17 protein-coding genes are annotated in these 19949 nt (G+C 49.6%); 14 read left to right on the forward strand and 3 right to left on the reverse strand.

All coding sequences use genetic code 11. The annotated features are described in order from the left end of the window. Positions 1-62 precede the first annotated feature (62 nt). A complete protein-coding gene (gene focA / locus J1779_RS13585; protein ID WP_056769256.1) occupies positions 63-920 on the reverse strand; it encodes a formate transporter FocA in 858 nt (285 codons plus the stop codon). A 474-nt stretch (positions 921-1394) separates the two neighbouring features. Then, entirely contained in the window at positions 1395-3158 is a 1764-nt protein-coding gene (gene ycaO / locus J1779_RS13590; protein WP_056771810.1) for a 30S ribosomal protein S12 methylthiotransferase accessory factor YcaO, read from the reverse strand. A gap of 306 nt (positions 3159-3464) precedes the next feature. Between ycaO and serC the strand changes: the two genes are divergently transcribed. From serC to J1779_RS13660, 14 genes are all read left to right on the forward strand, one after another. Next, positions 3465-4550: a 3-phosphoserine/phosphohydroxythreonine transaminase gene (gene serC / locus J1779_RS13595; RefSeq protein ID WP_217203999.1), complete on the forward strand. Its 1086-nt coding sequence runs from the start codon at positions 3465-3467 to the stop codon at positions 4548-4550. A gap of 104 nt (positions 4551-4654) precedes the next feature. Beyond that, positions 4655-5938 carry a 3-phosphoshikimate 1-carboxyvinyltransferase gene (aroA, locus tag J1779_RS13600; RefSeq protein WP_217204035.1) on the forward strand — a complete coding sequence of 428 codons (1284 nt, stop codon included), beginning with the start codon at positions 4655-4657 and terminating at the stop codon, positions 5936-5938. A gap of 195 nt (positions 5939-6133) precedes the next feature. Next, a complete protein-coding gene (cmk, locus tag J1779_RS13605) occupies positions 6134-6832 on the forward strand; it encodes a (d)CMP kinase (RefSeq protein ID WP_056769261.1) in 699 nt (232 codons plus the stop codon). Positions 6833-6952: 120 nt separating this feature from the next. Then, on the forward strand, positions 6953-8665 hold the full coding sequence (gene rpsA / locus J1779_RS13610) for a 30S ribosomal protein S1 (RefSeq protein WP_056769263.1): 1713 nt from the start codon (positions 6953-6955) through the stop codon (positions 8663-8665). 60 nt (positions 8666-8725) lie between these two features. Beyond that, positions 8726-9010 carry an integration host factor subunit beta gene (gene ihfB, locus J1779_RS13615; RefSeq protein ID WP_013574835.1) on the forward strand — a complete coding sequence of 95 codons (285 nt, stop codon included), beginning with the start codon at positions 8726-8728 and terminating at the stop codon, positions 9008-9010. A 244-nt stretch (positions 9011-9254) separates the two neighbouring features. Then, a complete protein-coding gene (locus J1779_RS13620; RefSeq protein WP_217204000.1) occupies positions 9255-11534 on the forward strand; it encodes a ComEC family protein in 2280 nt (759 codons plus the stop codon). Positions 11535-11572: 38 nt separating this feature from the next. After that, positions 11573-13321 carry a lipid A ABC transporter ATP-binding protein/permease MsbA gene (gene msbA / locus J1779_RS13625; RefSeq protein WP_217204001.1) on the forward strand — a complete coding sequence of 583 codons (1749 nt, stop codon included), beginning with the start codon at positions 11573-11575 and terminating at the stop codon, positions 13319-13321. Continuing rightward, positions 13318-14307, forward strand: a complete 990-nt coding sequence (gene lpxK / locus J1779_RS13630) for a tetraacyldisaccharide 4'-kinase (protein ID WP_217204002.1) — start codon at positions 13318-13320, stop codon at positions 14305-14307. Before msbA ends, lpxK begins: the two co-directional genes overlap by 4 nt. A 341-nt stretch (positions 14308-14648) precedes the next feature. Further along, on the forward strand, positions 14649-14858 hold the full coding sequence (gene cspE / locus J1779_RS13635; protein ID WP_056769269.1) for a transcription antiterminator/RNA stability regulator CspE: 210 nt from the start codon (positions 14649-14651) through the stop codon (positions 14856-14858). A 261-nt stretch (positions 14859-15119) separates the two neighbouring features. After that, positions 15120-15332 (forward strand): cold-shock protein, encoded by a 213-nt coding sequence (locus tag J1779_RS13640; RefSeq protein WP_056769270.1) that lies wholly within the window; start codon positions 15120-15122, stop codon positions 15330-15332. Positions 15333-15428: 96 nt separating this feature from the next. After that, positions 15429-16655: a winged helix-turn-helix domain-containing protein gene (locus tag J1779_RS13645; protein ID WP_217204003.1), complete on the forward strand. Its 1227-nt coding sequence runs from the start codon at positions 15429-15431 to the stop codon at positions 16653-16655. A 374-nt stretch (positions 16656-17029) separates the two neighbouring features. After that, entirely contained in the window at positions 17030-17212 is a 183-nt protein-coding gene (locus J1779_RS13650; RefSeq protein ID WP_013574842.1) for a Trm112 family protein, read from the forward strand. After that, positions 17209-17958, forward strand: coding sequence for a 3-deoxy-manno-octulosonate cytidylyltransferase (kdsB, locus tag J1779_RS13655; RefSeq protein WP_056769274.1), 750 nt, complete (start codon positions 17209-17211; stop codon positions 17956-17958). Before J1779_RS13650 ends, kdsB begins: the two co-directional genes overlap by 4 nt. 189 nt (positions 17959-18147) lie before the next feature. Next, positions 18148-19041 carry a YcbJ family phosphotransferase gene (locus J1779_RS13660; RefSeq protein ID WP_217204004.1) on the forward strand — a complete coding sequence of 298 codons (894 nt, stop codon included), beginning with the start codon at positions 18148-18150 and terminating at the stop codon, positions 19039-19041. Between the two features lies 1 nt (position 19042). On the opposite strand, the gene elyC is transcribed toward J1779_RS13660, so the two are convergent. Continuing rightward, complete coding sequence (gene elyC / locus J1779_RS13665) at positions 19043-19822, reverse strand: envelope biogenesis factor ElyC (RefSeq protein WP_136376727.1); 780 nt, start codon at positions 19820-19822, stop codon at positions 19043-19045. Positions 19823-19949: the final 127 nt, after the last annotated feature.

Raw genomic sequence — 19949 nt, forward strand, 5'->3', positions numbered from 1 at the left:
TTCTAATTTGGATTTCTTTAAAAATCGCGTGTAAAACTGTCGTAACGAGAATCCACGTTGAATCAGTGATTTTTCTCATCGCGAAGATATATAACCCAGTACGTTAACCCTACCAGCAAGCCACCCCCGATGATGTTACCTATGGTCACAGGGATGAGATTATCGATGATAAAGTTACTGACGTTCAGTTCTGCGAATTGTGCCGGTGTTGCACCGACAGCCTGCCAGAATTCGGGTGTTGCAAAGTTCTTAACGACAATACCTAACGGGATCATGAACATGTTGGCGATGCTATGCTCGAAGCCGCTGGCGACAAACATGGCTACCGGCAGAATCATGGCAAACATCTTATCCATCAGGCTGCGGCCGGAGTAACTCATCCAGACAGCCAGGCAAACCATCAGGTTAGCCAGGATCCCGAGACACACAGCTTCGATAAAGGTGTGATGCATCTTATGGTCGGCTGTTTGCAGAACGTTGAGTCCCCACAAACCGTTATCCACCATATATTCACCGGAGAACCAGATCAGGGCGACAAAGAACAGACAGCCAATCAGGTTACCAATATAGACATTGGCCCAGTTGCGTGCCAGTTGCCCCCAGGTGATACGACCGCTGGCTTTCGCAATGACAATCAGCACCGTAGAGGTAAAGAGATCAGCACCACATACCACGACCAGCATAAGACCCAGAGAGAAGCATATGCCCCCGACAAGTTTTGCCAGACCGAAAGGAACGGTGCCGGTACCTGTGGTGGAAGTGATATAAAAAGCAAAGGCAATAGAAATAAAGACGCCAGCAGTAATGGCTAAAAAGAACGTTTTTAACGGCTGTTTGGTGGCTTTATAAACGCCGGCATCTTCAGCAACTTTAGCTGTAGCGGCGGGTAATATAAGATCGAAGGGGTTGTCAGTTTTCACATTAACTCTCTTATTCAGGGCTATGCACTGCGCAACGAGATACTAGCAAAGCAGTATAACGTAAAAATTGACGTGGATCATACGGGGCTGATTTCGATGCATTATTGTCTACTACTGCATAGGTACTTTTTAACTTAACTTGTTGAAATTAATTAAATAAAAACATTTTAATTTTTACAAAAAAAGTTGATGAATACTTAAATTATTCTTCTTAATAGGTAAATAAAAAACATCGGCTGTTAATTATTGTCATTGATTTGAATTTGATTTCTTTACACCCAATTAACTTTTCAGGCTTCGGAATTTATTTATCCTGTAAAAATGCTAACCCGTCAGTATAGCGCGCGAAATTACACGCCATTTCCTGCCCCGAGTCAAATCCCGCTATCCAAATAAGGGAGCTCAGACGAACCAGAAATAAAAAAACCGGCAGAGTGCTCTGCCGGTTCAGGTTCAGTCAGGGTGCCGTTTACATCAGGCTTTCGACCAGTGACGACGTTTAGCGACCTGCAGCTTTTCATAAGCACGGAGCAATGCCTGATGGGCGGGCAGCGCTTTGAGGTCAGGATCAACCGCAAACAGGCTGTGGAAGCGAACTTCGCCGCTGATTGCAGCAGAGGCATCTTCCACGGCTTTCTGGCCGTACATTTTTACGAAAGCGTTGTAATACTGCGCTGGCTCGCGATCTTCTTCCAGTGACAACTGCAATAAGGTTTGCAGGCAACGGTAGTAGTTGTTGCGTTCGTCACTGTAGACCGATGAGTTGAACTCGTGAGCCCACTCAGCCCAGGTCAGTGCCTGATCGAAATCGCCGCCCGCCAGTGCCAGCATAGATTTCAGTTCGCCAACGCGCAGGGTGTACCAGCCATTATCCTTGCCGCTGGCAATACCCAGCAGTTCACGCACGCGGGTAAAGTCATCCAGACCTTCATCATCAAGTTGAGTAATCATCTCGAGATAGGTTTCTTTTGGCAGATCGCTGTCCGGCAGTGCCAGCAGTTGATCACGCAAATGTGCACCCATACTGTTATTTGCCAGCAGCAAATCTTCAGCCGGATAAATATCAGACATGCCCGGAACGATGATGCGGCAGGCATAAACGTCCAGATGTTCGTAATCGGCGATGTACACTTCAGCATCTTCTTTGTCGAAAATTGCCATCAGCGTCGCGAACTCTTCTTCAGTGCTGCCACTGAAGCTCCAGTCTGCAAACGGGTAGTCTGCATCTTGTTTGAACATATCCCATGAAATCAAACCACTTGAGTCGATGAAGTGGGTTTCGAGGTTTGCGTGCTCGGCAACTTCTTCGTCATCAAAGGTCGGGGCGGTGAACACGTCCAGATCTTTCAGGCTGCGGCCCTGTAGTAATTCGGTGACAGTACGCTCAAGTGCCACACCGAAATCTGGGTGTGCGCCAAAGGAAGCGAAGCAGGTACCGTTTGCAGGGTTGAACAGCACCACACAAATGACCGGGTAATTGCCGCCCAGTGAAGCGTCGTAAGAAAGGATCGGGAACCCTTCTTCTTCCAGTTTAGCGATGGCTTCCACCACGCCCGGGTAACGCGCCAGCACGTCAGCAGGAATTTCCGGCAGGCTGATGGATTCCGCGATGATACGATTTTTAACGTAACGCTCGAAGACTTCAGACAGCCCCTGAACACGCGCTTCATTAGCGGTATTACCCGCTGACATCCCGTTAGAAACATAGAGGTTGCCGATGATATTCATGGGAATATAAACGGTTTGCAGATCTGACTGACGGGTGAACGGTAACGCGCAGATCCCGCGATCCGGGTTGCCTGATTGCAGATCGATCAGATCACTGGCAACCAGCTCTTTATCGGCATCGTAAAATTCATGCAGACGCTCGTCCAGAATTCCTTCCGGCAGGCTGTTATCTTCAGCCACAGGGAACCATTTTTCGTTTGGATAATGAACGAAATCACCATTGGCAATTTCTTTACCCAGATAGAAATCGGCAAAGAAATAGTTCGTCGAGAGACGCTCAAAATATTCACCCAGTGCAGACGCCAGAGCGGCTTTCTTGCTCGCACCTTTTCCGTTGGTGAAGCACAGCGGGCAGTCGCGGTCGCGAATGTGCACTGACCAGACGTGCGGAACCGGGTTCAGCCAGGAGGCTTCTTCGATATTAAAACCGAGATCGGTGAGTTTTTGTTGGAAGCGGGAAATGGAGTCTTCCAGCGCCGCGTCTTTACCAGGAATAAAAGTTTGCGTCATTGAGTTCACTTTTGAGCGTGCTAAAAACGCGCAATGATACGGGGTTTTGCGATGCACCTCCATGTATTCGTGTTAAGAATGTAATCGCGTTGTAACTCGCCTGGTCAAAGGCGCGGAGCAGGGTTCTGGCATGAACAGATAATCCTGTTAAATCAGCTTTCCAGGGAGGAATGAACCTTGTGACCGAGATCTCATCGCTGTTTATCAGGTCGTAATGAATATCCGTTGCAGACTCCTTGTCTCGGATGATAAAACCGTTAAATTAGTGCTTACAATGTGGCTGTCTCAGAGAAGTGGTGAGGGGAAATGACTCAGGTTTATAATTTTAGTGCTGGCCCGGCAATGATCCCGGCTGAAGTATTGCGTCGTGCGGAACAGGAACTTTGTAACTGGCACGGACTGGGTACATCGGTGATGGAAATCAGTCACCGCAGTAAGGAGTTTATCCAGGTTGCTGAAGAGTCCGAGAAGGATATCCGTGACCTGCTGAATATTCCCCAGAACTATAAAGTGCTGTTCTGCCACGGTGGCGCACGTGCTCAATTCGCCGCGGTGCCAATGAACCTGCTGGTCGATAAATCCTCTGCTGATTACATCGATGGTGGTTACTGGGCACACAGCGCAGTCAATGAAGCCAAAAAATACTGCACCCCGAACGTGATTGATGTCACCACGAACCTTGACGGTAAGCGTGGCATTCTGCCGATGAGCGAATGGAAACTGAATGCAGATTCCGCTTACGTTCATTACTGCCCGAATGAAACAATCGACGGTGTTTCCATTGATGAAATGCCTGATTTCGGTGACAAAATTGTGGTCGCCGACTATTCCTCTTGTATCCTGTCCCGCCCGATTGATGTCAGCCGCTTTGGCGTGATTTACGCGGGCGCGCAGAAAAATATTGGCCCTGCAGGTCTGACGCTGGTGATCGTCCGCGAAGATTTGCTGGGGAAAGCCCGCACTGAACTGCCGTCCATCCTTGATTACACCGTGCTGGCTGAGAACGACTCTATGTTCAATACTCCGCCCACTTTCGCCTGGTACCTCTCTGGTATGGTCTTTAAGTGGCTGAAAGAGCAGGGCGGTTTACGCGAGATGGAGAAACGTAACCAGGCCAAAGCCGAATTACTTTATGGCGCTATCGATCGCACCGGCTTTTACCGCAACATGGTAGCGACGGCCAACCGTTCGTGGATGAACGTTCCTTTCCAGATGGCGGATGCTTCTTTGGACAAATTGTTCCTCGATCAGGCACAGGACGCTGGCCTGCATGCGCTTAAAGGTCACCGTGTTGCTGGCGGTATGCGCGCATCTATTTATAATGCAATGCCGATTGAAGGCGTAAAAGCCCTGACCGACTTTATGGCTGAGTTCGAAAAACGCCACGGTTAAGTGTGCTGGCTTTCAGGCCTGCAGAATGCTTTAGTAAGAAGCCTTAAAAATGACCCCGGCTCAATGTCCGGGGTCATTTTATGAAAAGAAGAATTGGAGAAAGAGTGGAATCCCTGACATTACAACCCGTTGCACTGGTTAACGGCAGCATCAATTTACCTGGCTCAAAAAGTGTTTCTAACCGTGCACTGTTACTGGCTGCTTTTGCACAGGGCACAACCCGCCTGACTAACCTGCTCGACAGTGACGATGTGCGCCACATGCTAAATGCACTGACACATCTGGGTGTGACTCATCGCCTGTCAGCCTCCCGTACTGAGTGTGAAATCGAGGGGCTGGGCACCGCTTTCTCCAATGCTAAAGGCCTGGAATTGTTTCTCGGTAACGCAGGTACAGCAATGCGTCCGCTGGCTGCGGCGTTATGCCTGGGGGAACAGGATGTTGTGCTGACCGGTGAGCCACGCATGAAGGAGCGGCCGATCGGGCATCTGGTTGACGCGCTGCGTCAGGGCGGTGCGCAAATTGATTATCTCGAGCAACAAGATTATCCGCCATTGCGCCTGCGCGGTGGCTTTACCGGCGGGGATGTCAGTGTCGATGGAAGTGTTTCCAGCCAATTCCTGACCGCGTTATTAATGACAGCTCCGCTGGCTGATAACGACACAACGATTCAGATTAAAGGTGATCTGGTTTCCAAACCTTATATTGATATCACGCTAAATCTGATGAAAACCTTTGGTATTGTTGTAGAAAATCACCAGTACCAGACATTTAGCATCAAAGGCCGTCAGCAGTATGTCTCTCCAGGTTCGTACCTCGTTGAAGGCGATGCGTCTTCTGCGTCCTATTTCCTGGCCGCTGCGGCGATCAAAGGCGGCACCGTTCGCGTCACCGGTATCGGCAAAAACAGTATGCAGGGTGATATCCGCTTTGCAGATGTGCTGGAAAAAATGGGTGCAACTATTCATTGGGCGGATGATTACATCGAATGTACCCGCGGCGAACTGAAAGGCATTGATATGGACATGAACCATATCCCGGATGCTGCAATGACCATCGCGACGGCAGCGCTGTTTGCCGAAGGGACCACTACGCTGCGCAACATTTATAACTGGCGCGTGAAAGAAACGGATCGACTGACGGCAATGGCGACCGAACTGCGTAAAGTCGGTGCAACGGTGGAAGAGGGTGAGGATTATATTCGCATTGAGCCACCGCAATCCCTTAGATTCGCAGAGATTGGCACCTATAACGATCACCGCATGGCGATGTGTTTCTCGCTGGTGGCGTTGTCCGATACGCCGGTAACGATCCTCGATCCTAAGTGTACCGCGAAGACCTTCCCTGATTATTTTGATCGTCTCGCCGCAATAAGTACGCTGGCATAGTCTATAACTAGGTGGGTCAGAGAGCGGACATCCTGGATGTCCGTTTTTTTTGCTTTTATCATTGAGAACCGTCCGCTTTTTAGACAACTGATAAATGTGGGGTAACAGTTGCCGCAAAGGCAGCGTATAATGCCGCTCCTGAATTAGTCCTATGAGGCTAATGAAGCGGGTATCACCCACCGAAAGGAGACAAAAATGACGGCTATAGCCCCGGTAATCACCGTTGATGGGCCAAGTGGTGCAGGTAAAGGTACATTGTGTAAAGCTTTGGCCGAAGCCCTTAACTGGCGTTTACTGGATTCCGGAGCAATCTACCGGGTTTTAGCGCTGGCAGCACTTCATCATCAGGTTGATATCGTCTCAGAAGAGGCGTTAGTTCCGCTTGCCGCACATCTCGACGTGCGTTTTGTCGCTCAGGATGGGCAGTTAAAGGTAATTTTAGAAGGTGAGGATGTCAGCAATGAGATCCGCACCGAAACGGTAGGTAATACCGCGTCTCAAGCGGCCGCTTTCCCTCGCGTTCGCGAAGCATTACTGCGTCGTCAGCGCGCGTTCCGTGAGGCGCCAGGCCTGATTGCCGACGGGCGAGACATGGGCACGGTGGTCTTTCCCGATGCGCCGGTCAAAATATTTCTCGACGCCAGCTCAGAAGAGCGTGCAAACAGAAGAATGCTACAGTTGCAGGAAAAGGGCTTTAGTGTTAACTTTGAACGGCTTTTAGCCGAGATCAAGGAACGTGATGACCGAGATCGTAACCGATCCATTGCGCCCTTAGTGGCTGCTTCCGATGCGTTATTACTGGATTCAACCAGTATGTCCATTGATGAAGTCATCGAAAAAGCGCTGGCTTATGCCACAGAAATTTTAGGATTGCCGCAAAAACAAACCCGGTAATCGAGCCTTAATTTGGCGCTGGAATCTATTCAGTGCCAATTTTGGCTATAGTTTTTTTTAACCTCGCCGCAAGGATCTGTAGCGGGGCATTTGAAACAACCCCATCCAGCAGGACGCCAGATGGACGTTAAACTTAAGAACCTAAAGATTAACAACATGACTGAATCTTTTGCTCAACTCTTTGAAGAATCCTTAAAAACAATCGAAACCCGTCCTGGTTCCATCGTTCGTGGTGTTGTTGTGTCCATCGACAAAGATATCGTACTGGTTGACGCCGGTCTGAAATCTGAGTCTGCAATCCCGGCAGAACAATTCAAAAACGCACAGGGCGAACTGGAAATCCAGGTTGGCGACGAAGTTGATGTTGCGCTGGACGCTGTCGAAGACGGCTTCGGTGAAACTCTGCTGTCCCGTGAAAAAGCTAAACGTCATGAAGCTTGGATCACGCTGGAAAAAGCTTACGAAGAATCTGCAACTGTTACCGGTGTTATCAACGGTAAAGTTAAAGGCGGTTTCACTGTTGAGCTGAACGGTATCCGTGCGTTCCTGCCAGGTTCACTGGTAGACGTTCGTCCTGTTCGCGACACGCTGCATCTTGAAGGCAAAGATCTTGAGTTCAAAGTCATCAAACTGGACCAGAAACGCAACAACGTTGTTGTTTCCCGTCGTGCAGTAATTGAGTCTGAGAACAGCGCAGAGCGCGATCAACTGCTGGAAAACCTGCAGGAAGGCATGGAAGTTAAAGGTATCGTTAAGAACCTTACTGACTACGGTGCATTCGTTGATCTGGGCGGCGTTGATGGCCTGCTGCACATCACTGATATGGCTTGGAAACGTGTTAAACACCCAAGCGAAATCGTCAATGTTGGCGATGAAATCACTGTTAAAGTGCTTAAATTCGACCGTGAACGTACACGTGTATCCCTTGGCTTGAAACAGCTGGGCGAAGATCCATGGGTCGCTATCGCTAAACGTTACCCAGAAGGTACTAAACTGACTGGTCGCGTTACCAACCTGACTGATTACGGCTGCTTCGTAGAAATCGAAGAAGGCGTTGAAGGTCTGGTTCACGTTTCTGAAATGGATTGGACTAACAAAAACATCCACCCATCTAAAGTTGTTAACGTGGGTGATGTTGTTGAAGTTATGGTTCTGGACATCGACGAAGAACGTCGTCGTATCTCCCTGGGCCTGAAACAATGCAAATCTAACCCATGGCAGCTGTTTGCAGAAACCCACAACAAAAATGACCGTGTTGAAGGTAAAATCAAGTCAATCACTGACTTCGGTATCTTCATTGGTCTGGACGGCGGCATCGACGGCCTGGTTCACCTGTCTGACATCTCCTGGAACGTTGCAGGCGAAGAAGCAGTACGTGAATACAAAAAAGGCGACGAAATCGCAGCTGTGGTCCTGCAGGTTGACGCAGAACGTGAACGTATCTCCCTGGGCGTGAAGCAACTGGCTGAAGATCCATTCAATAACTACCTGTCTGTTAACAAGAAAGGTACTATTGTTACTGGTAAAGTCACTGCAGTTGACGCCAAAGGTGCTACAGTTGAATTAGCTGGCGGCGTAGAAGGTTACCTGCGCGCTTCAGAAGCTTCTCGCGACCGTATTGAAGACGCAACTCTGGTTCTGAGCGTTGGTGATGAAGTTGAAGCTAAATTCACCGGTGTTGATCGTAAGAACCGCGTAGTAAGCCTGTCCGTCCGTGCTAAGGACGAAGCAGACGAGAAAGATGCAATCGCTGTGGTTAACAACAAACCAGCAGAAGAAAGCAACTTCTCTAACGCTATGGCTGAAGCGTTCAAAGCGGCAAAAGGCGAGTAATGACGGGGGGCGGTCCTGCCGCCCCGATACGGTAGTTTAGCTGCAAAGCTTGGAGGTACTATGACCAAGTCTGAACTTATTGAAAGACTTGCTGGCCAGCACTCTCATATCCCGGCGAAAGCTGTTGAGGATGCAGTGAAAGAGATGCTTGAACATATGGCTGCAACCTTGGCTGATGGTGAACGCATCGAGATCCGTGGGTTTGGCAGTTTTTCTCTTCACTACCGTGCTCCGCGTGTTGGGCGCAACCCTAAAACTGGCGACAAAGTTGAGCTGGATGGCAAGTATGTCCCTCACTTTAAACCAGGCAAAGAGCTGCGTGATCGCGCGAACATTTATGGCTAAGGTTTCGGCCTGAAACATACATGACTGCCTATAGCGAATGCTAAAACGGTGCCTTTAAGGCGCCGTTTTTTTTGCTTCAAATTCAGCCAACTCCTTTCTTTGATTTTCTTCTTACTTTTTGCGTAATACCTCGCACCGTATCAACCTGATGCTTGTTCCCTCATGTGCTGAATAACATACTCCAGCCAGAATCTGGCCAGGGTGGCTCTATGACTAACGCAGAGGGAATACTATTAAAATCTCATTGGACGAGGTCGCTGTTGCCATCATTGTCGGGATGGTGCCGCTGGTGTTTATTGCTCACCTTCCGTCGACACTGCAACTCATAGTTCTGGGATGTATCGCCTGGGTGCTGCCGGGATTACAGCCAAAAATATTCACGCTGACTTCATTCGCTCTGCTGGCTTTCATTTGGGCTGCGATACAGGGCGGAACACTGGTGCAGCAAGCGCTTACACTGACGGGCACGAATCGTGAAGTCGTCGCTCGCTTGCAAAGTATCAATCTGGGAGAAGAGGGCGCCTCCTCGCAGTTTTATAAAATAGAAAAGATAGAAGGAAAGTGGGTATTTCCACCTCTGCTATTTCGTGCCAGGTGGGAAGGGGCACAAACCCCGCTGTTAGCAGGCCAACGATGGAAAATGACCGCCAACATTCGTCCAGTTCATAGCCTGTTAAATGAAGGCGGTTTTGACGCTCAACGCTGGGCACTGGCAGGCCATGCACCGCTGACGGCAACTATCCAGCATGGCGTGCTGCTTGATGCCGACGGCTCGTTTCGCCAGCAATTCATTCAGCGGGTACAACATGCGATGCCCGAACTTAAGAATACACCGGTTCTGATTGCATTAGCTTTTGGTGAGAAAGGGTTGATCAACGGTGAAGAAAAACTTCTGCTGCAACGAACGGGTATTGCCCATCTGGTGGCCATTTCAGGGTTGCACATCGGAATAGCGGCCTTGTTTGGTTGGTGGTTTGCACGTGGATTACAATTTATTTTGCCGGTAAGGCTGATTGACTATCGGTTCCCTCTGCTAATCAGTGAGCTTTTCCTTCTGACTTATACCTGGCTTTCAGGTGGTAATGCGCCGGCATTGCGCGCCGCGCTCGCGGTCTCACTGTGGATATTATTGCGTTTGCTCCGCTTGCGTTGCCATCCGTGGCAGGTCTGGTTATGGGGTGTGGCTTTACTTTTACTGGCTGACCCGATGAATATTTTGTCAGACAGTTTCTGGCTATCCTGTTTTGCCGTGGCTTCATTAATTTTCTGGTTTCAATGGATGCCATTACCTGCAAATTTTCAGCGAGCTTGGTATTGGTCTTTTTTACGCTGGGGACATTTGCAGGCAGGCATGACGTTACTGCTGCTGCCCTTACAAATTGCCATTTTCCACGGTCTTAACATATCGTCCTTCATGGCTAACATGTGGGCGGTTCCCATCGTATCTCTGGTGACTGTGCCGCTGGTTTTGCTGGCACTCATACTAAACATACCGCCTGCCGGATGGATGCAAGAAGTACAGAATATAATCTGGGAGATGGCAGACCATACGCTCAGCCTGGCAATGTGGGGGGTTAAGCTGTTTTCTGAGGGCTGGCATCCGCTGGGAGAATCTTTCCTGCTCATCAGCTTTTCAGGGTGGCTGAGCATTGTCTTTTGGCGACTGTGTTGTCTCAGGCATTACCTGTCGATGCTAATTTCACTTGGGCTGATCTCGTTCTGCTGGTGTACACGAACACCGCCTGAGCGCTGGAGGGTGGACATGCTGGATGTCGGGCACGGGCTTTCTGTACTTATCAGTAAGGACGGAAAAGGCGTACTTTACGACACTGGCAACCGCTGGGAAGGAGGTTCCGCGGCAGAGCAAAATATCGCCCCATTTCTGCGCTGGAAAAATATTCAGCTTGAACAGATTATTATCAGCCACAATGACATGGACCACCGCGGCGGCTTTGAGTTTCTGCAAACGATGTATCCTGCTGCAAATCTTCGTGACAGTTCGATTTCCGGTGTGCCTCATCTTCCCTGTATTGCGGGTCAGCAATGGCTGTGGCAGGGGCTGAATTTCACCGTGCTTTGGCCGGAGAAGCCTACTGCGGATGCGCGCAATGCTGACAGCTGTGTCATACGTGTTGATGACGGAAGATACAGTCTCCTGTTAACCGGCGATATCGAGTCGGCAAGCGAGAAAGCGCTCATCAAGAAATGGCGGGAGGGGTTAAAGTCTACGTTCCTTCAGGTGCCGCATCATGGCAGCAATACTTCCTCGACGCCGCCTTTCCTGCGTGCCGTTCAGCCGGATATTGCCCTGGCATCGGCTGCCCGCTTCAATAAATGGCACCTTCCTGCCCGTAAAGTTGTTAGCAGATACAACAAAGCCCGCCATGACTGGCGCTCGACATCAATATCAGGCCAACTGAGTCTATTCATTTATGATGATTATTGGGCAATTAAGGGCTTACGTGAGCAATTAATCCCACGTTGGTACCACCACCGGTTTGGAGTATCAGAAGATAATGAGTAGAATAGACCGCTATTTCTTTCGATGCTGGTTGATATTGCATGATGAACGATAAAGATCTCTCCACGTGGCAGACATTTCGTCGCTTATGGCCGATGATCACACCTTTTAAGGCCGGGCTTATCGCTGCGGCTATTGCACTGGTCGCTAACGCCGCCAGTGACACTTTCATGCTGTCTTTGCTGAAGCCGCTGCTTGATGATGGGTTTGGCAAAGCCGACCGCTCAATTTTACTCTGGATGCCACTGGTCGTTATCGGCTTGATGATTGTGCGTGGCGTGAGTGGCTATATTTCAAGTTACTGCATCTCGTGGGTGTCAGGCAAAGTGGTCATGCATATGCGTCGCCGCCTGTTCGGCCATATGATGAGAATGCCTGTTGCCTTCTTTGATCAACAGTCCACGGGGACTTTGCTCTCTCGTATTACCTATGATTCCGAACAGGTAGCATCTTCCTCCTCCAGCGCACTGGTGACAGTTGTGCGTGAAGGCGCGTCGATTATCGGTTTGTTCATCATGATGTTCTACTACAGCTGGCAGTTATCTGTGATCCTGCTGGTTATCGCGCCGATTGTTTCTGTGGTTATCCGCGTGGTGTCGAAACGCTTTCGTAACATCAGTAAATCGATGCAGAACACCATGGGGCAAGTCACGACCAGCGCTGAACAAATGCTGAAAGGTCACAAAGAAGTGCTTATCTTTGGTGGTCAGAAAGTCGAGACGCAGAGATTTGATAAAGTCAGTAACCGCATGCGTCAGCAAGGTATGCGCATGGTTTCTGCCTCTTCAATATCAGACCCGATTATTCAGCTGATTGCCTCACTTGCACTGGCCTTCGTGCTGTATGCCGCGAGCTTCCCGTCTGTTATGGAAACGCTGAGTGCCGGTACGATCACTGTAGTGTTCTCATCGATGATTGCACTTATGCGTCCGCTCAAGTCTCTGACCAACGTTAACTCACAGTTCCAGCGCGGTATGGCAGCTTGTCAGACTCTGTTCTCGATCCTCGATATGGAGCAGGAGAAGGACGAAGGTAAGCTGGAAGTTAAACGTGCCAAAGGCGATGTTGAGTTCAAAAATGTGACCTTCACGTACCCTGGCCGCGATATTCCTGCACTGCGTGATATTTCCTTCGACCTGCCTGAAGGGAAAACGATCGCGCTGGTAGGCCGCTCTGGTTCAGGTAAATCTACCATTGCCAACCTCCTTACGCGTTTTTACGACATCCAGGAAGGGCAAATCCTGATGGATGGGCATGATTTGCGTGAGTACACTTTGTCCTCACTGCGTGATCAGGTCGCACTGGTATCGCAGAACGTTCATCTTTTTAACGATACGATCGCTAACAATATTGCGTATGCCCGTACGGATATGTATTCACGCGAAGAAATCGAAAAAGCCGCCACCATGGCGTATGCCATGGACTTCATCGGTAAAATGGACCAGGGCCTGGATACTGTTATTGGCGAGAACGGCGTGTTGCTTTCCGGTGGTCAGCGTCAGCGTATTGCTATCGCACGTGCATTGTTGCGCGACTCGCCAATCCTGATCCTTGATGAAGCAACATCCGCGCTGGATACAGAGTCTGAGCGAGCCATTCAGGCTGCACTCGACGAACTGCAGAAAAACCGAACCTCTCTGGTGATTGCACACCGCTTATCAACGATCGAAAAAGCCGATGAAATTCTGGTGATTGAAGATGGCCGGATTGTTGAGCGTGGTTCGCATGTTGCCTTGCTGGAAGAGCGTGGTGTTTATTCACAGCTTTACCGGATGCAGTTTGGCCAATGATTGAGCGCATCTGGTCAGGAAAATCACCGCTTTACTTGTTACTTTTGCCTCTGTCGTGGTTATACGGATTGATCGCAACGGTCATCCGTTATAGTTACACATCAGGGCTCAGAAAAAGCTGGCGTGCTCCGGTGCCAGTGGTGGTGGTCGGCAATCTGACCGCCGGAGGTAACGGTAAAACGCCTGTAGTGATCTGGCTGGTTGAAACACTGCAACAGCACGGATTTCGTGTTGGCGTAGTGTCACGTGGCTATGGTGGCAAATCAGCACACTATCCGCTGGTGCTCAATGAAAATACCTCGACGGTACAGGCGGGTGATGAGCCTGTACTGATTTTTCAGCGAACAGGGGCACCGGTTGCGGTATCCCCGGTTCGTTCTGAGGCAGTCAAAGCGTTATTGAGCGAGCACGAGCTCGATGTCATCGTCACGGACGATGGTTTGCAGCATTACGCGCTTGAGCGGGATGTCGAAATTGTCGTTGTTGATGGTGTGAGACGTTTCGGTAATGGTCACTGGTTACCTGCGGGCCCAATGCGGGAACGTGCTTCACGTTTGCTATCGGTCGATGCAGTGATTACCAACGGCGGAAACGCGCAGACAGGTGAACTGTCAATGATGTTGCAACCGGGAAAAGCAGTGAACCTGCTTACCGGCGAACAACGCGATGCTACAGCGTTGCAAAATGTCGTCGCGATGGCCGGAATCGGACATCCGCCTCGTTTTTTTGCCACCCTTAAGCAATTGGGCGTCACGTTGCAAAAAGAGGTCACTTTTGCCGATCATCAGGCTTACCAGGCAGAACAACTTTCGGCCTTAGTGCCGGGAGGAGGAACGCTTCTGATGACGGAAAAAGACGCGGTAAAATGTCGTGATTTTGCTCAGCAGAATTGGTGGTATTTACCTGTTGAAGCGAAGATTCAGGGTATTTCGGCTGAAAACCTGCTGCAAAAAATTACTGATCTTATTTTGAAAAAAGCATATTAAAAACGTCAGGCTCAGGCTTTAACGAAAATATTCACTCGTGCAGGAAAACGTAAACACCCTGATTTCAAACAGATCTTTATGGTTTTGATTCAGCCCGTAAGAATAATAGTAACACAGTGCTTGCTATTCATTCTGGCGTGTGAGTTAATGCGTGCAGCCTGTGTTGCAGCGCTATTTATGTATGAGTGTTGAGTAAAGCAGTTCCTCCCAGACGTTATCTCTTTCCCGATGATTCCGCTTCCAAGACGAACCTTCTAAGTCCTCCCCATAAGTAATTGTCTGAACTATTGGCTAACATTGCCGAATGGCAGGATTTTATATTTCGTTAAAAGGTTTTAAATATGTCTAAGAAAAATGGTCAGGTTAAGTGGTTCAATGAAAGCAAAGGTTTTGGTTTTATTGAGCAGGCTGATGGCGAGAAAGATGTCTTCGTACATTTCTCTGCAATCGCAACCGATGGTTTCAAAACTCTGGCTGAAGGCCAGCGTGTAGAATACACCATTCAGGATAGCCCGCGCGGCCCTGCTGCTGCTAACGTTATTGCGCTCTGAAAAGAGGCTGACGTGATGATATGAAATAACGATATTCGCTAATCATATCAGCAGAGTAAAGCCCGCCGGATCGCGGGTTTTTCATACCTGAGAAGGTAAATGCGGCGTTAATAAAAACGTCGAAAAGTAGTAAAAATAATCGTTAAAACAAATTCGCTCATTAGAGGTTTTTTATAAAAAAATAACTTAGAAATGGGCAAACGCATCCGAACAATAATAAAAAAGTGTGTTCATGGATGCCCAAAAGAAAGGATAGAAATTATGATGTTAAAAATGGGTTTAGTTAAATGGTACAACCAGGCTAAAGGCTATGGTTTTATTTGCCCGCTCGATGGTTCTTCTGAAATTTACGTTCAGCGTACTTCAATCGCCAATACGGGAAATAAATCCCTGAGTGCCGGTCAGCGAGTTGAATTCACCACTTACCGCAGCGTCGCACACGGTCCTTCAGCGGCTGACGTTATCGGGTTCTGAATCTGATTTATGTTGTTCTCCGTTAAGCTGAATTTTACGCTTCGGTAAAAATATGCTATCGGTATCCGCAGTCTACTCGCTGCAATGGATACCGATATGTCTCACCCGGTTATATCTCTCGCTTCAGCCCGCACCTTGCATTTATCTGCACAAAATCTCTTAAAACCTGCCACCCAAAAACTCACTGCTGCTGATGTCATTCAGGCGATTCGTAAGATGGGATTGCTGCAAATCGACACGATCAGCGTGGTTGCACGCAGTCCATATCTGGTGTTGTTCAGCCGCCTCGGTAATTACCCTACGCAGTGGCTTGAAGAATCATTGTCGGCGGGAAAGATCTTTGAATATTGGGCGCATGAGGCCTGCTTTATTCCCAGTGAAGATTATGGACTGCTGCGTCACCGGATGTTGAACCCGGATAAAATGGGCTGGAAATTCTCACAGACGTGGTTTGATCAACATGAGCATGACATACAGGCTTTGCTGACACACATTGCTGAGAACGGGCCTGTTCGTTCCGCAGATTTCAGCGCGGAAAAGAAATCGAACAGTGGATGGTGGGACTGGAAACCGCATAAGAAGCATCTGGAAACGCTATTTACCTCCGGCAAACTTATGGTCGCTGAGCGACGTAATTTCCACCGGGTATACGATTTAGCAGAGCGCGTGATGCCGGGTTGGGATGATGCGACACAGGCGCTCACGAAAGAGGACGCAGAGTTTCAAATGCTCAGGCGTTCGGCCCAATGCCTCGGATTGTTCAGGCCCGAATGGCTGGCTGATTATTACCGGCTTAAGCGTGTTGATACCAAAAAGGTGATTGCTCAGTTGCTGGCAGACAACGAAATAACGCCGGTGGAAGTGGAAGGGTTGACCGGTGTTTGCTATGTCCATCAGCAGCAATGGCCTCTTTTGCAGCAGGCGCTGGAATCCGGTATTTCTTCGACGGTGACGACATTACTTTCGCCATTTGATCCGGTGGTATGGGATCGTAAACGTGTGTCGGTTTTGTTCAATTTCGACTACCGGATCGAATGCTATACGCCGGAGGCAAAGCGGCAATATGGCTATTTTACCTTACCTGTTTTGCAGCGGGGGGAGCTGATCGGTCGGGTTGATGCCAAAATGCATCGCAAGAATAAAATTTTCGAGATCAAAAGCTTACATTTTGAACCGGGGATTACACTGACTGCACGGCGGGTTCGGGATCTCACTGGTGCGATTAACCGTTTTGCGGTTTGGCAGGGGGCTGGCGAAGTCACAACGGGCAACATTCCTGACTCTTTAACCCGTCACTGGAATAAAAACTGGCAACTGAGCTAAGCAAAAGAAAACGGCTGCGCCAGGCAGCCGTTTATTCACGATGATTGCAGGTGTCAGGCACTATTAGTTGCTGAAGTTTGCGAACATTGCGATGATTTTGTTAATGGTTTTCATTTTAAGGCTCATATTTGAAGTTATTTATGTGACGCAGGTCACAAAAAATTCTACTCTGCCTCAATCTGCAACGCAATCATTACAACGTGAAATTTTATCGTCACATTACGAAGGTTCCACATCTGTGTGACGCAGAGGTGTGAGGAGTAACGCTGGTGGGGCGGTTATGCTATCCTGATGCACCGTCGTATCGTGTTTTCCAATGCGTTTTTGCGCTGCACCACATTGATAATCTGGTGTATTTGCCTCCGGAGAAATTTATGGATCACCGTTTGCTTGAAATCGTTGCCTGCCCTGTCTGTAACGGGAAGTTGTATTTTAATAAAGAGTCTCAGGAATTGGTCTGCAAAGCGGACAGCCTCGCGTACCCGGTTCGTGAAGGAATTCCCGTATTATTAGAAAATGAGGCCCGCCCGCTTTCTGTAGATGAGACACATCCATGAGTTTTATTGCCATTATTCCTGCCCGTTATGGCTCAAGTCGTTTGCCGGGTAAACCTCTGGCGGACATCAACGGTAAACCGATGGTTGTCCATGTCATGGAGCGTGCGCTTGAATCTGGCGCGAAACGTGTGATTGTCGCAACCGATCATCCGGAAGTCGTAAAAGCGGTTGAAGCGGCCGGTGGCGAAGTCTGCATGACCCGTGCGGATCATCAGTCCGGGACTGAGCGTCTGGCTGAAGTGATCGAGCTATGCCAGTTTGCTGATGACGAAATCATCGTTAACGTGCAGGGCGACGAACCCTTAATTCCGCCGGTGATTATCCGTCAGGTGGCTGAAAATCTGGCAAACAGCGAAGCGGGCATGTCCACGCTGGCCGTGCCGATTGAAACGGCAGAAGAAGCTTTCAATCCCAACGCCGTAAAAGTTGTGCGCAATGCTAAAGGCTATGCCATGTACTTCTCACGGGCGGCCATTCCCTGGGAGCGCGAACGTTTTGCCGTGTCTAAAGAAACAATTGGCGATGTCTTCCTGCGCCATATCGGCATTTACGCCTATCGTGCCGGATTTATCCGTCAGTATGTGAAATGGGAACCGAGCGAACTGGAGCACATCGAACTTCTCGAACAACTGCGGGTGCTGTGGTACGGTGAAAAAATCCATGTTGATGTGGCAAAAGCCATCCCTTCCGTCGGGGTCGATACTCCGGAAGATTTGGAACGCGTGCGCGCTATCCTGAGTCACTGATGTTTGCGAAAACGGAATGTTAAGGCATTCCGTTTACTCATTTCTGATTTACATTATTTTCATGCCTTTTTGCGCACCTCCTTCCTTTTTCTCTTCCGATTATCCGGTTTTTGTTTGATCTGAAACGGGGTATTCCTGCATTGAAGCTTCCATCATAACCCTTACTCTTTTCGTCACTGCGAACACGTTATGGAACAGCTAAAAGCCGAATTAAGTATTGTGCTGGGTGAGCGTTTATCCCGCCTGGAATGCGTCAGTGAGCAGCCCTACGCCCATCTTTTTTCACTCTATGATGAGCAGGGCTATGCGATGCCTTTGATGGCGAAAAGCTTTACCTGTCAGGGGATCGCCGGGCAAGAGGCCTATAAACTTTCCATGCTGGCGAGAGAAGGGGTAGTCCGTGTGCCGACGGTTTATGGCATGGTCACCACCCATCAAAAACCCTACCAGGAGATCCTGCTGATTGAACGGCTGCGTGGCGTTTCGGCAGAAGCGCCCACCCGAACGCCTGAACGCTGGCACGTTTTGCAGGAGCAAATGGTGGAGGCGATGCTGGCGTGGCATCGTATTGACAGTCACGGTTGCGTGGGTTCCGTTGACAGTACGCAGGAAAATCGCTGGGAAAACTGGTATCCGCAGCGGATAGAGGTGTTATGGGCGACGTTAACTCATTTGCAGGCGCCCGAACTCACCGCAGAAGACCGCACAATGCTGTTTCGTTCACGTCAGTGTCTGGGCGCCATGTTTAAAGACTTTGACGACACGCCGGTCCTGGTTCATGGCAATCTTTCCCTGCGAAGTATGCTCAAAGACCCGCGCAGCGACCAGTTGTTAGCGATGATCAATCCCGGCACTGTACTCTGGGCACCACGCGAATTTGAGCTTTTCCGGTTATGGGAAAAGGGCATGAGCGAGCAGCTGCTATTTACCTATTTACAGAAAGCGCCAGTTTCCGACTCATTCCTTTCCCGTCGCTGGATGTATCTGGTGTGGGAATCGGTGGCGCATCTGATTCATACCGGCAAGCTCGATCGTCGCCAGTTTGATTACGCACGGCAGCAGTTGCTGCCGTGGCTGGACTGAATCAGTTCGCCGCAGACTGCGAGCCGGTAAACCATTGCCACAGGCGTCCCAGCGATTCATACCATACCCGTTCGCTGTGAGATAAATAAAACGCCTGCGGGAGGGCTTTTTCCCACGGATTAAGCGGGGAATTGATCGCCAGCTGATTGGCTGGCGCAGGTATTGGCGTCAGTCCCTGCTGCCGGAAGAAAATCATGGCGCGCGGGAGGTGATTGGCGGACGTTACCAGAGCGAAAGGTTGTTGCCCGATCAGAGCTTTGACCTGCTCAGATTCTTCATGAGTATCTTTCGGTTTATCAAGCAACAGGATATCGCTCTCAGGAACGCCTAAACTTTCTGCCACTTTTCCTGCCACTGACGCACTGCTGACCGGGTTCGTCATTGCCTTGCCGCCGGTAAATACCAACCTGGCTCCCGGATTAGCACGATAAATACGGATCCCTTCGGTGACGCGCGGCAGACTGTTGCTGAGCAAATTCGAGCTCGGCGCCCACTCAGGATTGAAGGTATAACCGCCTCCCAGCACCACCACAAATTTCACCGGCGGGTGCGCCTGCGCCTGATAAGTCGGGTATTCTGATTCAATCGGTCGCAGCAGGCTGTCAGCCACGGGTTGCAGGCTCAGAAGCAGCAACAGCAGCCAACTTAGCAAAAAACACACTTTTCCGGTTTTCTGCCAGCGGGTCATCCACAGCAACACCAGCGCGATTGCCATGATCAGCAAAATAAAGGGCAGGGGAAGCAGCAGGCCGCCAAGGGTCTTTTTTAGGATAAATAACATCTGAAACCGTTCCTTTTGGGTGAAAAAACGACATCCGGGCGTGATTCCGCGTCAGGATGATTTATTCTATGCCCGCCTGTGCCAAAATAGCAGCCAGATAGCTGCACACCAAATTATTCACGTGGAC

The sequence above is a fragment of the Rahnella rivi genome (genome assembly GCF_019049655.1).
In the GTDB taxonomy this organism is placed as follows: Bacteria; Pseudomonadota; Gammaproteobacteria; order Enterobacterales; family Enterobacteriaceae; genus Rahnella; species Rahnella rivi.